The organism is Buchnera aphidicola (Muscaphis stroyani) (assembly GCF_005080865.1).
Taxonomy (GTDB): Bacteria; Pseudomonadota; Gammaproteobacteria; order Enterobacterales; family Enterobacteriaceae; genus Buchnera; species Buchnera aphidicola_AG.
The window spans coordinates 121182-137129 of sequence record NZ_CP034861.1; the positions used below are offsets into that span (position 1 = coordinate 121182).

The following is a 15948-nucleotide window of genomic DNA, read 5'->3' on the forward strand; positions in this document are numbered from 1 at the left end:
AAAAAATTATTTATAAAGATATTGAGGTGAAATAATTATATGCAAAATCCAAAAGAAAATATGGATTTATCGCAGTCTATTTTATCACTAATATTTGTCATTTCCATGAGCATTGTAAGTTTTTTAGTTATTTATCCATTTATATTAAGTTTTTCCTGGGCTAGCATGATTGTGATTGCTACATGGCCTCTTATGTTAAAATTACAAAGATTATTTGGAGGAGATCGTTTTTTTGCAGTCTTATTAATGATTTTAATTTTAATATTATTGTTTATCATTCCAATTGTATTTCTAGTGCATAGCTTGATTCAGAGCAGTATACCTTTAGTGCATTGGTTAAGTTCAAATACTTTGGAATTTCCAGAATTATCTTGGCTTCAGGATATTCCGCTTGTTGGAAAAAAAATATTTTCTAGTTATCATAAATTACTTGAAGGAGATGGTGGTGAGTTAATAAGAGAAGTAAAGCCTTACATGGGACGTACGACTGAATTTGTAGTTGTTCAGGCAAAAAAATGTGGATTATTTATTGTTCATTTAGGATTAATGTTATTTTTTAGTATAATATTATATTGGAATGGAGAAAAAATAAGTAATTCTATTCGTCATTTTGCTTTTCGGCTAAGTAATAAAAATGGAGATGCCATTGTTTTACTTGCTGCTCAAGCAGTAAGAGCTGTTGCGTTAGGAGTAGTAGTTACTGCTTTAATTCAAGCGATATTATCTGGAATAGGGTTGTTTATTTCTGGCATGCCATATTGGACATTATTAATGATTGTAATTGTTTTTTCATGTTTAATACAACTAGGACCTTTACCTATTTTAATACCATGTATTTTATGGCTTTACTGGAATAAAGACACTAATTTAGGAACAGTACTTTTAGTGTGGAGTTTGTTTTTATTTATATTAGATAACGTGCTAAGACCATTTTTAATACGGATGGGTGCAGATTTTCCTATTATCTTAATTCTATCTGGAGTTATAGGTGGTTTAATTGAATTTGGAATAATTGGATTATTTATTGGACCTGTAGTATTAGTTATTTTTTATCGATTAATAATATCATGGTTATATGGCATTTCGATATCTTCTTTTTTAGAAAAGAGTCAGTAAAAATATCTAAAAATATATTAATAAAAAATACTGTTTTAAAAATAGGTAATATAATTAATTACATTCATAATTAATATTGTTTTCAGAATAAAAAACCAAATCTAGATTATGATAGTTTAAAAATTTTATTATATTAATTTATAGAAAAAATTAAGAAACTTCTTTCTTAAAATTTATCTTCATTTTATATCCTTGTTAGAACTTCTATCACTTTATTTATAGTATACTATCAACATTTTTTTTCCTAATATTATAAAAATTTTTCTATTAGATATTTTTTAAAATTTATAGGAATGAGCTTATGAATAGTTAGTTTGTCATGATTTTTATCATATCTTTCTGTTCTTTCTAAAATAAAATTTATTTAGAGAAAAAAATGAAAAAAACAGATGAATTGCGTACAATAAGAATTGATCCATTAATAACCCCAGCTGAGTTAGCAAAAAAATATGCTATTACCTCAAAAATTATGGATAATGTTATTAAAACAAGACATAATATTGCTCGTATTATGACTGGAAAAGATTTACGATTATTAGTGGTAATAGGTCCATGTTCAGTTCATGATCCTGTTGCGGCAGTAGAATATGCCCATCGATTATATGAATTGCGTATAAAATATCAAGAACGTCTTGAAATTATAATGCGAACATATTTTGAAAAACCAAGAACAGTAGTAGGCTGGAAAGGACTAATTTCAGATCCAGATTTAAATGGAAGTTTTCGAGTAAATCATGGATTAGAAGTAGCAAGAAAGTTATTATTAGACATTAATGCATTAGGTATGCCTGCAGCAACAGAATTTTTAGATATAGTCATAGGTCAATTCATTGCGGACTTAATTAGTTGGGGAGCAATTGGAGCAAGAACCACAGAAAGTCAAATTCATAGAGAAATGGCTTCAGCTTTATCTTGTCCTGTAGGATTTAAAAATGGTACTGATGGAAATATAAAGATTGCAATTGATGCGATTCGTGCAGCACAAGCGCGACATTTATTTTTTGCTCCTGATAAAAATGGACAAATGACAATTAACCATACGAGCGGTAATCCGTATGGACATATAATTATGAGAGGGGGAAATTCTCCTAATTATCACTCTTGTAATATAAACTCAGCAATTAAAAATTTACGTGAATTTAATTTATTAGAAAATTTGATGGTTGATTTTAGTCATGGGAATTGCTTAAAACAACATCTGCGTCAAAAAAATGTATCTGAATCTGTTTCAAAACAAATTTATCACGGATCTAAATCAATTTTTGGAGTAATGATTGAAAGTTTTTTAGAAGAAGGTTTCCAACAAGTAGTTGATAATCATCCTTTAATTTATGGAAAATCTATTACAGATGCTTGTTTAAATTGGAAAGATAGCATTCAAATTATTAAACAATTAGCAGACGCTGTAGATGTTCGTTTTTAATTTTAATGCTAGTCTAATTATTGACTAGCATTTAATTATTAATATTTTTAGATTTTTAACAGAATTTATTATTTAATTCGATATTAATTTAAATAGTGACATAATTAACATATATTTCACATGTTCTTGTATAAAGAATTAAAGATAAGTTAATATTTTACTTAAGGATTTTATAGAATGCCTGTAATAAGATTTTGCGATGGAAGTCAGCAGGTGTATAAACATTCTGTTTCATTAAGAAATATTATAAAAAATATAAAACCAAGTATAATAAAGTCCATTATTTCTATTTCTGTAAATAATAATTTTGCAAATTTAGATCATTTAATAACACAAGATTCGTTTATATTGTTTTTTGATAAAAAAGATAAGAACTCATTGAAAATAATTCGACGTTCTTGTGCTCAATTATTAAGCTATGCTATTAAAATTATATGGCCTCTTTCTAAAATAGGTGAAAGTAACATTACAGAAAATGGTTTTTATTGTGATGTAGAATTAGATAATTCAATAATAGAAAAAGATCTTATCTTATTAGAAAAACAAATGCATGTGCTAATAAAAAAAGAATATACTATTTTTAATAAAACAATTTCTTTTAAAAAAGCATGTCAGATTTTTAAAAATAATTCTGAAATGTATAAAGTTTATTTAATAAATAAATTATCTGATCAAACAAAAATTTCTTTGTATTATCATGAAGATTATATAGACATTGATACAGGAATGCAGGTATTTAATATACAATTTTGTAACAATTTTAAGTTACAAAAAATAGGAGGAGTTTATTGGGATAACAATCATGAAAATAAAATGTTACAAAGAATTTATGGTACTGCTTGGGGGTCCAAAAAAGATCTAGAAGAACATTTAAAATATTTAATTGAAATAGAAAAAAGAGATCATAGAAAAATAGGAAAATCTCTCAATTTATATCATATGCAAGAAGAATCTCCAGGAATGATTTTTTGGCATAATTATGGATGGATAATTTTCAATGAATTAAAAATGTTTGTTCGAGAAAAATTAAAAGAATATCAATATCAAGAGGTTAAAACACCGTTATTATTAGATAAGTCTATATGGAAACAAAGTGGTCATTGGGACAATTATAAAGATGCTATTTTTACTACTTTATCAGAGCATCGTGAATATTGTATTAAACCAATGAATTGCCCTGCTCATATTCAAATTTTTAATTATGGATTAAAATCGTATCGAGATTTACCTATTCGAATATCAGAGTTTGGTAGTTGTCATCGCAATGAATCTTCAGGTTCTTTACATGGTTTAATGAGAGTTCGCAATTTTACTCAAGATGATGCTCATATATTTTGCACTGTAAATCAAGTTAGAAGTGAAATTAAAAATTGCATTAAAATGGTATACGATTTGTATAGTATATTTAATTTTAAAAAGATATTAGTAAAATTTTCTACTCGACCAAAAAACCGAATTGGTAGTGATGAAATATGGGATCGGGCAGAAAAAGATTTGTCAGATTTGTTGATAGAAAATAATCTTTTATTTGAGTATCAAACAGGAGAAGGAGCATTTTATGGACCTAAAATTGAATTTGTTTTACAAGATTCTTTAAACAGGAACTGGCAGTGTGGCACTATTCAGCTTGATTTTTATTCTCCAATTCGTTTAAACGCATTCTATATTGATGAATATAATAAAAGAAAAACACCTGTAATGATTCATCGTGCAATATTAGGTTCAATAGAACGATTTATAGGAATATTAATTGAGGAATGCTCTGGAAATTTGCCTACATGGTTATCTCCCATACAAGTAGTTGTTATTAGCATTTCTAAAAAATACGCAGATTATGTGAAAAATTTAGAAAAAAAATTATCTAATCATAATATTCGCGTTAAATCAGATGTAAGAAATGAGAAAATAGGGTTTAAAATTCGAGAGCATACGTTACATCGAATTCCATATATTTTAGTGTGTGGTGAAAAAGAAATAAATTTACAAAAAGTTTCAGTTCGTAATCGAAACGGTTACGATTTTGGAATGTTAAATATTGATTGTTTTATTAAAAAACTAAAAAAAGAAATTTTTATTAAAAGTTTTTATCAAATGGAGGAATAAAGTATTAAAGGCGGAAAACGAATTCAATTTATACGTCCTAATCGTATTAATGGTGAAATACGAGCTATTAAAGTTCGACTAACAGGTGTTGACGGCGATAAAAATGGCATAGTTAATTTACGTGAAGCTTTGGAAAAAGCCGAAGAATTAGGGCTAGATTTAGTTGAAATTAGTCCAAATGCTGAACCTCCAGTTTGCCGTATTATGGACTATGGAAAATTTCTTTATGAAAAAAGCAAATCTTCTAAAGAACAGAAAAAAAAACAAAAAGTAATTCAAGTTAAAGAAATTAAATTTCGGCCTGGAACAGACGAAGGAGATTATCAAGTTAAACTTAGAAATTTAATTCGTTTTTTAGAAGATGGAGATAAAGTAAAAATTACTTTGCGATTTAGAGGTCGTGAAATGGCACATCAAAAAATTGGAGTAAACGTATTAAACAGATTAAAAAATGATTTAATTAAGATTGCTATCGTTGAATCATTTCCATCTAAAATTGAAGGTCGTCAAATGATTATGGTTTTAGCACCAAAGAAAAAATAATATTTTAATCAGATGTTTTTAGAAACAAATTTGTTATATTTTCCCATTTTTATAATTAAAATGAAATATTTTATGCCAAAAATTAAAACCTTAAAAAGTGCAGTAAAAAGATTCAAAAAAACTGCATCTGGTAAATTTAAACGAAAACAAGCGAATTTACGTCATATTTTAACTAAAAAAACTACAACTAAAAAACGTCATCTTCGTTTTAAAACTATGGTGTCTAAAGGAGATACAGATAGAGTAAAATCTTTTTTACCATATGCATAAATTTTTATAAAGATTTTTAAGAATAGGAGAGCACATATAAAATGGCTCGTGTAAAACGTGGCGTAATGGCGCACGCTCGTCACAAGAAAATCTTAAAACAAGCAAAGGGTTATTATGGAGCCCGTTCTCGTGTATATAGAGTCGCATGCCAAGCAGTTATTAAAGCCGGTCAGTATGCTTATCGTGATAGACGTCAAAGAAAAAGACAATTTCGTCGCTTGTGGATTACTCGTATTAATGCTGTAGTTCGTCAAAGCCGAATGTCTTATAGTAATTTTATTTTTGGCTTAAAGAAATTATCAATAAATATCAATCGAAAAGTACTATCTGATATAGCTGTTCATGATGAATTTGCATTTAGTTCTTTAATACAAAAAGTAAAAGAAGCTTTATTATAAATAGCATTTTTGAAATTTAAAGAGGGGGATTCAATCTCCCCTTCCTCTTTATATGCATTTAATGGAATGAAATGTTTTAACATCAATTAAAAATACAAGATTTTATCAATATTTGGTTAAACAGATCAATAAGTTTTAAAAAATTTTATTTTATTAAAATTAAACGATAAAAAAGAATATAATAATGTTAATATTAAAAAAAATACTAAAATCTATAAAATCAGATATAAAAAAATCAAATACTATAGAAAATTTAGAAGTAATACGGTTAAAATACTTAGGAAAGAAAGGAATTATAAATGCTTTTTTTAAAAAAATAAAAAATTTTTCATTAAAACAAAAAAAAGAATATAGTTATGTAATTAATAATATTAAGCTAGAAACAGTAGAAAAAATTAATCAAAAAAAAATACAATTAAATACAATTCTTTTTGATCAAAAAATTAAAAAAGAAAACATTGATGTGTCTTTACCAGGTCGTCGTATTAGAAATGGATCTCGACACCCTATAGCTACTACTATTAATTATATTCAAGATTTTTTTTTAAAAATTGGGTTTCAGATAGTAAAAGGACCTGAAATAGAAGATGAATATCATAATTTTGATGCATTAAATATTTCTAAGACTCATCCTTCACGGGACAGTCATGATACGTTTTGGTTTGATAGTAATAAATTGCTAAGAACTCAAACTTCCAGTATGCAAATTCGAGTTATGGAAAAAGAAAAACCACCAATTAGATTCATTGTTCCTGGCAAAGTCTATCGAAATGACTGCGATTCTACACATACGCCTATGTTTCATCAAATTGAAGGATTAATTGTTGATACTAAAGTAAATTTTTCTAATTTAAAGTGGATAATATATAATTTTTTATATAATTTTTTTGGTAAATACGTTTCAATTAAATTTCGTCCATCTTATTTTCCTTTTACAGTTCCTTCTGCAGAAGTAGATATTTCTATTAATAATAGAGATTCATTAGAAATATTAGGATGCGGAATGGTTCACCCTCAAGTTTTAAAAAATGTAAATATTGATTCTCATATGTATTCCGCTTGTGCATTTGGAATTGGTGTAGAGCGAATGGCTATGTTGCGTTATGGAATTGCTGATATTCGATATTTTTTTGAAAATGATTTAAGATTTTTGAGTCAATTTAAATATAAATAGCGAGATAAAATGAAATTTAGTGAAGAATGGCTGCATCAATGGGTAAACCCACCAATTAACATTGATCAATTATGCGACCAAATGACTGATTTTGGATTGGAAATAGAACATAGATATAAATTTAGACCCTTGTTTCAAGATGTTGTAGTTGGAAAAATAGTCCATTGTGTGCCTCACTTTAAATCAGATAAATTAAAAGTTACAAAAGTAGATGTTGGAAGTAAAGATTTGTTAAACATTGTATGTGGAGCTACTAATTGCCGAAGTGGAATTAAAGTAGCAGTAGCAAGTGTTGGTGCTATTTTACCTAATAATTTAAAAATTAAAATAAAAAAGATACAAAATGAATTATCAGAAGGTATGATTTGTTCCTTTTTTGAATTAGGAATATTTAATCGAAGTAATACCATTATTGAGTTAAATGAAAAAGCCATTGTAGGATCTAATGTCAATGATTATTTTAGATTGAAAGACAATATCATTAAAATTTCTATTTTACCTAATCAATCTGATAATTTAAGTATTTTAGGAATAGCTCGAAACGTAGCAGCGATAAATGAGTTATCTAAACCAGTTTTAAAAACTAAAAATATTGTTAATGATATTAAAAATATATTTTGTATTAATATTAAAGATACACAAGAATGTTTAAATTACATGGGAAGAATTATTAAAAATGTTAACATTAAAATTGAAACTCCATTTTGGATGAAAAAAAAACTATTTCTTTGTGATTCTTTATCTGATAATGTTATTAAAAATATTATAAGCTATGTATTAATTGAAATAGGACAGCCATTAAATGTTTTAAATTCAGATAAAATTTCTCAGTCGATCACTATAAGAATGTCCAAAAATAAAGAAGAATTTTTTTATAAAAAAAATGAAACATTTATCTTAAATAAAAATATAATAGTTATATCTGATAATAAAAAAATACTTTCAATTCCTGGAAATACTAATTCTTATCTTTGTGATTTTGATAATAATTGTAAAAATATATTTTTAAGTTCATATTTAATCAGTAAACAATCAATTTTTGATATTATTGAAACTACTAAGATAAATAAGATATTAGAATATTACAAGCATGGAATTGATTCTGAAATGCAATATTATGCTTTAGAATATGCTACTGATTTGATTTTAAAAATATGCGGCGGAAATTCTGGACCTATTGTAATAGATAAAACAAATGATGCACGTTTTAAAAATAAAAAAATTAAAATGTATTTAATTAAGTTAAATAAAATATCTGGAATTTTTATTGATAATAAAACCATTTCTAATATTTTAAAGCGTCTTGATTATATATTTACTTTTAAACAAACATACTGGGAAGTTATCGCTCCTAGTTGGAGATTTGATATATTAATTGAAGAAGATGTAATAAACGATATTCTTCGAATATATGGTTATAATAATATTCCTTCTTTTCCATTAAAAGAAAATTTAAATATTAAACCAGTAAATAGTAAGATAAAAGATAATTTTTCTGAAATATCATCTTCTTTATTAATTAATAAAGGTTATTATGAAGCTATAACTTATGGGTTTGTAGATCCTCATGTTCAAAATTTAATTTTTCCCAATCAAGAAAAATTATTAATATCTAATCCTATATCTAAAGACACATCATCCATGCGTTTATCTTTATGGCCTGGTTTGATAAAAACAGTATCTTATAATCAAAATCGTAATCAAGATAGCATTCGTTTTTTTGAGATCGGACTGTGTTTTTCTTTAAATTCTCAAAAAAATCTTGAAATCAATCAAGATCTTTTTTTAGGAGCCGCAATAAGTGGAAAATATTCTAAAGATCATTGGGATTATACTTCAAAAAAAGTAGATTTTTATGATTTAAAAGGAGATTTAGAATGTGTGTTTGAATTAATATGTGGCTTAAAAAATATAGAATTTAGAAAAAATAATATAACAGGATTACATCCTGAACAGTGCGCTTCTATTTATTTTCAAAACAATTTTATTGGAAATATTGGAGCAATTGATCCAAGATTAGAAAATCAATTAAATTTAAATGATTCGGTTTTTGTATTTGAAATTTGTTTAGATAAAATCACATTTTTTAAATTAGATACAATAGAAAAAATTTCAAAATTTCCCATTAGTCGTCGTGATATTTCAATATTAATATCAGATAATATTATTATTTCAGATATTTTACGAGCATGCGAAAAGTTTTTTATTGATAAAAAAGTAGAAATTAATCTTTTTGACGTGTATTCTTGTACAAAATTTTTGAATACACAAAAAAGTATAGGAATCAGTTTTACTTTTCAAGATCAAAAAAAAACGCTAAAAGAAAATGAAATTAATTTAATGATTGACTCTTGTTTAAAAGAATTAAATAAAAAATTTCAAGTGATTTTAAGGAAATAAATACATGGTTTTGACAAAATCCGAAATTTCGGATCATTTATTTGAAAAATTAAATTTAACTAAAAGAGATTCAAAAGAATTTGTTGAATTTTTTTTCGAAGAAGTAAGGAAATCATTAGAAAATGGAGAGGATGTAAAGTTATCTGGATTTGGAAATTTTCGACTTAAAAATAAAAAAGAACGTCCTGGTCGAAATCCAAAAACAGGAAAAAAAGTATCTATTTCATCTAGACGTGTAGTAACTTTTAAAGCTGGTCAAAAATTAAAAAATAGAATTGATAACTATTTAATAAAAGTAAAGCAGTGATGTTTTTTAATTGAATCAGATGCGGATTAATAATCATAAATAAAAAATTTTGAAACATTAATCATGTTTTTTAATATTGTCAATTTAATTAATGATTATGAAATTCATGTTTAGAAGTGTTTTTTAACAATAATCTTTATTCATACAGTAATATTATAAATGATATTAGTCACATGCTTCTCCCTCCTTAGTATTAATTGATCAATTGATAAATTAGACTTAGAATCGTTAAACTATATACCAGGATCTATTTCTTCTTTTTTAACTGCTAGTACATTTTGATGACTTTTTGTTAAAAGCTCCACATGAAAAAGAAGTGCATCTAAGTGATTTAACATTATATATTAGATTTGGTAAATTTTAATCAATTACAGATGAGAAGATAGAAGATTATATTATTCATACTAAAGTAATTAAAGCTCTTTTCAAACTAATCAATTAGATTATTAAATTATGTAAAAAAGAAGTGGTCGTATAATAGAAGCATGGGCTATTACTCTTTAAGTGTTAGAGAGTGCCTATCATCTTTCTGAATGGAGAACGATATGAAAAGTTTTTCAAGCAATAAAATATTTTTTATACATCTTATCTATTAGACTAGTATAGTTAATGTATTAATTACCAACTTTTATTTTCCAAAAAAAAGATTAATTATGTTAGTAGATTCTTTCGTTAGTTGCAAAAATAAAATAAATGCATATCGTGAAGCCATTAAAAACAAATATTGTTTTTAGCTATGAAAACGAAATGTGTATGACATATAATTCCTTTTCTTATTGTAAAAATATTATTAATTAATATACTTTCCTGAGAAATTATGTTTTTAGTAGATTGTTGAGTTAATTTTTATAAATTTTTATGGAGAAAAAATGAATTTTACACTTATCTCTCAAGATAGTAATGCTAGATTGGGTTTTTTTTCTTACAACAATCAAATAATTGAAACTCCTATTTTTATGCCTGTTGGAACTTATGGCGCGGTAAGAAGTATTACGACCAAGGAAATTGAAAAAATTGGTGCTCAAATTATTTTGAGTAATTCTTTTCATTTGTATTTTAAACCTGGAATGAATACTATAAAATTACATGGTGGTTTACATAATTTTATGAATTGGTCAGGCCCTATTCTTACTGATTCTGGAGGATTTCAGTTTTTTAGTTTATCGAAATTTTGCATGTCCAGAGAAGATGGTGTAATGATTACAAACCATCTTAATGGAAGTAAATTTTTTATGACTCCAGAAATTTCAATGAAAATTCAATTAGATTTAGGATCAAATATTGTAATGATTTTTGATGAATGCATTTCATATACAAGAGACTGGATTAAAACTAAAAATTCCATGGAAAAATCATTAAATTGGGCAAAAAAAAGCCGTATTTTTTTTGATGCACAAAACAATAAAAATTTGTTATTTGGTATTATTCATGGAGGAATATATCCTTCTCTACGAGATATATCTTTAAATGAATTAGTAAAAATAAATTTTGATGGCTATGCCATCGGGGGCTTGGCAGTTGGAGAATCAAAATCGGAAATGAACGAATTATTAGATCATATTTGTCCTAAAATGCCAAAAAATAAACCAAGATATTTAATGGGAGTTGGAAAACCAGAAGATTTGATAGAAGGCGTTTCTCGTGGAATAGATATGTTCGATTGTGTAATTCCTACAAGAAATGCTAGAAATGGATATTTATTTGTTACTGATGGAATTATTAAAATTAGAAATAAAAAATATAAAAATGATATTTCTGTTTTAGATAAACAATGTAATTGCTATACTTGCCTTAATTATACTCGATCTTATTTGCATCATTTAGATTCTTGTAACGAAATATTAGGTGCTCGATTAAATACAATACACAACTTACACTATTATAATACTTTAATGTTGAATATAAGAAATGCAATAAAACAAAAAAAATTTAATCAATTTAAATCAAATTTTTACTCTCAAAGAAAATTTTTATAATGATATATATCTATTAAGGATACTATATGAGCTTTTTTATTCAAAATGCAATGGCTTCTGAAAATACATCCTCTGAAGGTAATTCTTATTCTTTAATTTTTATGTTAGTTATTTTTTTGTTGTTTTTTTATTTTGTGCTTTTTCGTCCTCAACAAAAAAAAGCTCAAGAACATAAAAATCTTATGAATTCTATTACTAAAGATGATGAAGTCATAACGACTAGCGGTTTAGTTGGTCGAGTAAATAAAGTTACAAAAAATGGATACGTTTTACTTTCGTTAAATAATGAAACAGAAGTATGCATAAAAAAAAATTTTATAGCATCTGTGATTCCAAAAGGAACTTTAAATTCTTTACTATAAATTAAATATATATTTAGATGTAAAATTTTTTATTTTTGATTAAGCAAGTATAAGTCTATATACTTTAAGTGTTAATCTAAAATATCTGACATTTTTAATTTAATAAAAATGCATTTTTATTAAAAAATTTTAGAATAAATATTTAAAATTTGTAATTTTTAAAAAAGTTTTTTTTATTAATCTTAATATCGCTAACCTGTTTGCTTTTATTTCAGAATTAGAATGATATATTTTGACCTTTTCAAAAAAATTATTTATAGGATTTTTAAATTCATGCATCTTTATTAAGATATCTTTATATTTTTGATTTAAAAAAAGATTTTTGGTTTCATCAATAAACTTATTAATTTTGTTGAGTAAAATTTTTTCTTCTTTTTCTTGAATTAAATGAACGTTAATATTTTTTAAATTTTCTTGGTTATGATTTTCTATTATATTATGTATTCTTTTAATTGATGTTATAATTGATTTTGACGAACTTAAAGTCCGGAAATAAGATATTGCTTTAATTCTTTTATGAATATCTATCAGTTGTGTTAATTTACATGATAATACTGATTGTATAATTTTAATATTATATCCTTTTTTTTCATATAAATAAAACAATCGCGACATAAAAAATTTAATTATTTGATTGTAAATTTTTGAACAATTAACTTCTTTTTGATGTAAAAAAATACTTTTTTTTATTAATTTTTTAAAATCTAAAATTATTTTTTTTTCTATTATAATACGAAGTATTCCTATTGATAAGCGCCTTAATGCAAACGGATCTTTATTTGAAGTAGGAATTCTATTAATACAAAACATACCAGTTATAGTGTCCATCTTGTCTGCAATAGATAATGATGCACCTATAACGCTTAATGGTAATTTATCACCTGAAAAAGATGGCAAATATTGCTCTTTAATAGCAATAGAAACTTCTTCATTGATTTCTGGATCCATACAGGTGTAATACATACCTATAATACCTTGTAATTCTGGAAATTCATATACCATGTCGCTTATTAAATCACATTTAGAAAGAAGCGCTGCTTGAATTGCGTTTTTTATATTATTATTTGTATTCTGAGAAATCCACTCCATGAGAAATTTTAAACGAAATGTTTTTTCATATAAAGATCCAAGATCTTGATAAAATAAAATATTTTTAAGATATGGTAGATAATTTTTTAATTTAATTTTTTTATCTTTTTTTAAAAAAAACTCAGTATCTGATAATCTTGCATGCATAACTTTTTCATATCCTATAATATTTTGATCCGGTTTTTTTGAACTAATGTTTGAAATAAATATAAAATATGGAAGAACTTCTTCTTTATGATTGCATATTGTAAAACATTTTTGAAGTTTTTCTATGGTATAAATTAATATTTCTTTTGGAATTTTTAAAAATTTTTTTTTAAAATTCGCTAAAAATGCAATTGGAGATTCTACTGAAGAAGTGGCTTCTTCAATTAAAGGGTTGTTAAGATTTATAGTTCCATTAACTTTTTGAACCGTTTCTTCAAGAATTTTTTTAATTTTTTGTTTTCTATCATTATAATTTGCTATTATTTTTTCTTTTTGTAACAGGATTAAAGGGTATTCTTTAGCGTTTTTAATTATTATTTTTTTTTCTTTTGAGGATAAATGATTATGTAAAATATTATTGGAAGGAATATTAAATATCTTTGATGAAATTACATCATCATTTAATAACATAACAATGTTACGAATAGGACGACAAAATTTTTGATTAGTTCTTTCCCATCTCATTGTTTTTTCAATGCAAATTTTTTTTAGAGAAAATTCAATACATTTCGGAAGTAAGGACACAGCTGATTCTTGTTTTATTTTTTTTTGATAAAAAAGCCATTCTCCTTTATTATTTTTTAAACGTTTGGCTTCATTAATATTAATTCCACAGTATCGAGCCCAAAGTTGAGCTGAATTTGTAGGTCTTCCATCTTTATCAAAAGCATTTACAATAGATGGACCTTTTTTATTTTTGATTATAATTTTTTCAGAAATATCAATACCTTGGATTTTTAAAGCTAATCTTCTAGGAGTAGCAAACCAATGAATTGATTCATAAAAAATATTATATAATTTTAATTCTTTTATAAAATTTATGTAAAAAGAATGAGCTATGTTGTAAAGAAGTGCAGCTGGAATTTCTTCAGTTCCTATTTCTATTAAAAAAATATTTTTTGTTAAATTTTCTTTTTTTGTTAGCATAAAGGAAATCCTAATTTTTTTCTTTCTAAAAAATAATGTTGAGCTACTTTTTTAGTGAGCGCTCTAATGCGCAAAATATAATTTTGACGTTCATTATGAGAAACTGCTCTTCTGGCATCTAGCAGATTAAATATGTGATTAGCTTGTATTATTTTTTCATATGAAACTAATAATAAAGGTGATTTTAGAGAAAGTAATTGTTCAGCTTCTTTTATATATTGCTCAAAAGAATTGAATAACAAATTAATATCAGAATATTGAAAATTATATTGAGATTGTTCTATTTCATTTTTTTTAAAAATATGACCGTAAGTAATATGATTATTGTTTTTTGTATTCCAAACAAGTTTATATACATCAGATACATTTTGAATATGCATTGCAATTCGTTCTAATCCATAAGTTATTTCTACTGTAACCGGATCGCATTCTAAACTACCTACTTGTTGAAAATACGTAAATTGCGTAATTTCCATTCCATTTAACCATACCTCCCAACCAATCCCCCAAGCTCCTAAAGTAGGATTTTCCCAATTATCTTCAGAAAAACGTATGTCATGCATTTTTTCGTTTATCTGTAATAAATTTAATGATTGTAGATACATTTTTTGAATATTTTCAGGTGGAGGTTTCATGATAACTTGAAATTGATAATAGTGTTGTAATCGATTAGGATTCTTGCTATATCTTCCATCAGCAGGTCGTCTGCAAGCTTGAGTGTATGCTGCTTTAATTGGCTCAGGTCCTATTGCTCCTAAAAACGTTACTGGATGAAATGTTCCCGCTCCAACAGGAAGGTCTAATGGTTGAAAAATAGTACATTCTTGTTTAGACCAATATTTTTGTAATATTAAAATTAAATCATAAAAATTATTTTTATAGTTTTTCATTTTTGTCTGAAATGATCGCATGAATAAATATTTTTTGTATCTCTAAATTATACGCAACATTTAATTTTTGTGTAGAAAATGATATTTTTATATTGCTTAATATTTTTATTCTTTATCAAAAAATAATTTTAATTTAATTTTTAGATTTCAATGAATTAAAAAGTTATTAATTTTTTAGATAAATTTAATAAAAATAATTTAAGAAATCAGTGAAGAATTAAATTTATTATATAACGTATTTTATAAAAAGAGATAGAAAATCTTATTTTAAAAGAATACAACGATATAAAAGAAAAAGAAAGAGAATTGTTGATTTCTAAATACATCTTTAAAATTATTTAATTAATAAATTTAGATTTCACAATCGATAATTTTCATTTACTTCAATAAAAATATCTAGAATTCTTTTTTAAGAAATGCTTTAAAGTTTAAATTACAGTAATTTTTTTTAAAATTATGTTGATAAAAAATAATGTTAATAATAATGAAACAATTATAGTTATAAATATAGTGATTTATGAAATTTGTAAATGTTAATTAGTGCTGAAGACGCTTCTATTGCTTCAAAAATGCATAATTTATGTGAAATTTATCAGAATTAGTGATGAAAATATTTTTATTTTTTTTGATTCTTGTTAAAAACAAGATTATTTGAATTTAACAAAAACGTTAGATTTGATTGTTTAAAAGAAAACAATCACAAATATTCTTCTTGTATTATTGATTAAAATATTGTTTCTGAGTATTATATTGTTTGAATCTA

General features: G+C 25.0%; 14 protein-coding genes. 12 read left to right on the forward strand and 2 right to left on the reverse strand.

Annotated features, from left to right (window positions below; genetic code table 11):
• Window positions 1–39 precede the first annotated feature (39 nt).
• From ydiK to yajC, 12 genes are all read left to right on the forward strand, one after another.
• Entirely contained in the window at window positions 40–1116 is a 1077-nt protein-coding gene (gene ydiK, locus D9V75_RS00575; protein WP_158343250.1) for an AI-2E family transporter YdiK, read from the forward strand.
• Between the two features lie 376 nt (window positions 1117–1492).
• A complete protein-coding gene (locus D9V75_RS00580) occupies window positions 1493–2539 on the forward strand; it encodes a 3-deoxy-7-phosphoheptulonate synthase (RefSeq protein ID WP_158343253.1) in 1047 nt (348 codons plus the stop codon).
• Between the two features lie 177 nt (window positions 2540–2716).
• The gene (thrS, locus tag D9V75_RS00585; RefSeq protein WP_158343255.1) at window positions 2717–4642 is read left to right on the forward strand and encodes a threonine--tRNA ligase; all 1926 of its coding nucleotides are present in this window, start codon (window positions 2717–2719) and stop codon (window positions 4640–4642) included.
• 3 nt (window positions 4643–4645) lie between these two features.
• A complete protein-coding gene (gene infC / locus D9V75_RS00590) occupies window positions 4646–5185 on the forward strand; it encodes a translation initiation factor IF-3 (protein ID WP_158343257.1) in 540 nt (179 codons plus the stop codon).
• 72 nt (window positions 5186–5257) lie between these two features.
• Complete coding sequence (gene rpmI / locus D9V75_RS00595; protein WP_158343259.1) at window positions 5258–5455, forward strand: 50S ribosomal protein L35; 198 nt, start codon at window positions 5258–5260, stop codon at window positions 5453–5455.
• A 41-nt stretch (window positions 5456–5496) separates the two neighbouring features.
• Window positions 5497–5853, forward strand: a complete 357-nt coding sequence (gene rplT, locus D9V75_RS00600) for a 50S ribosomal protein L20 (RefSeq protein ID WP_158343261.1) — start codon at window positions 5497–5499, stop codon at window positions 5851–5853.
• A 184-nt stretch (window positions 5854–6037) separates the two neighbouring features.
• Entirely contained in the window at window positions 6038–7027 is a 990-nt protein-coding gene (pheS, locus tag D9V75_RS00605) for a phenylalanine--tRNA ligase subunit alpha (protein WP_158343263.1), read from the forward strand.
• Window positions 7028–7036: 9 nt separating this feature from the next.
• Window positions 7037–9427: a phenylalanine--tRNA ligase subunit beta gene (pheT, locus tag D9V75_RS00610; protein ID WP_158343265.1), complete on the forward strand. Its 2391-nt coding sequence runs from the start codon at window positions 7037–7039 to the stop codon at window positions 9425–9427.
• A gap of 4 nt (window positions 9428–9431) precedes the next feature.
• Entirely contained in the window at window positions 9432–9734 is a 303-nt protein-coding gene (locus D9V75_RS00615) for an integration host factor subunit alpha (protein WP_158343267.1), read from the forward strand.
• 602 nt (window positions 9735–10336) lie between these two features.
• Window positions 10337–10468 (forward strand): S-adenosylmethionine:tRNA ribosyltransferase-isomerase, encoded by a 132-nt coding sequence (locus tag D9V75_RS03075; RefSeq protein ID WP_158344040.1) that lies wholly within the window; start codon window positions 10337–10339, stop codon window positions 10466–10468.
• A 135-nt stretch (window positions 10469–10603) separates the two neighbouring features.
• Window positions 10604–11710, forward strand: a complete 1107-nt coding sequence (gene tgt / locus D9V75_RS00625) for a tRNA guanosine(34) transglycosylase Tgt (protein ID WP_158343269.1) — start codon at window positions 10604–10606, stop codon at window positions 11708–11710.
• 26 nt (window positions 11711–11736) lie between these two features.
• Complete coding sequence (gene yajC / locus D9V75_RS00630) at window positions 11737–12072, forward strand: preprotein translocase subunit YajC (protein WP_158343271.1); 336 nt, start codon at window positions 11737–11739, stop codon at window positions 12070–12072.
• 129 nt (window positions 12073–12201) lie between these two features.
• Here the strand turns inward: yajC and glyS are convergent, their stop codons facing one another.
• Together glyS and glyQ are read right to left on the reverse strand one after the other, a co-directional pair.
• On the reverse strand, window positions 12202–14295 hold the full coding sequence (gene glyS, locus D9V75_RS00635) for a glycine--tRNA ligase subunit beta (protein WP_158343273.1): 2094 nt from the start codon (window positions 14293–14295) through the stop codon (window positions 12202–12204).
• Window positions 14289–15185 (reverse strand): glycine--tRNA ligase subunit alpha, encoded by an 897-nt coding sequence (gene glyQ, locus D9V75_RS00640; protein ID WP_158343274.1) that lies wholly within the window; start codon window positions 15183–15185, stop codon window positions 14289–14291. The genes glyS and glyQ overlap by 7 nt, the downstream gene beginning before the upstream one ends.
• Between the last annotated feature and the right edge of the window lie 763 nt (window positions 15186–15948).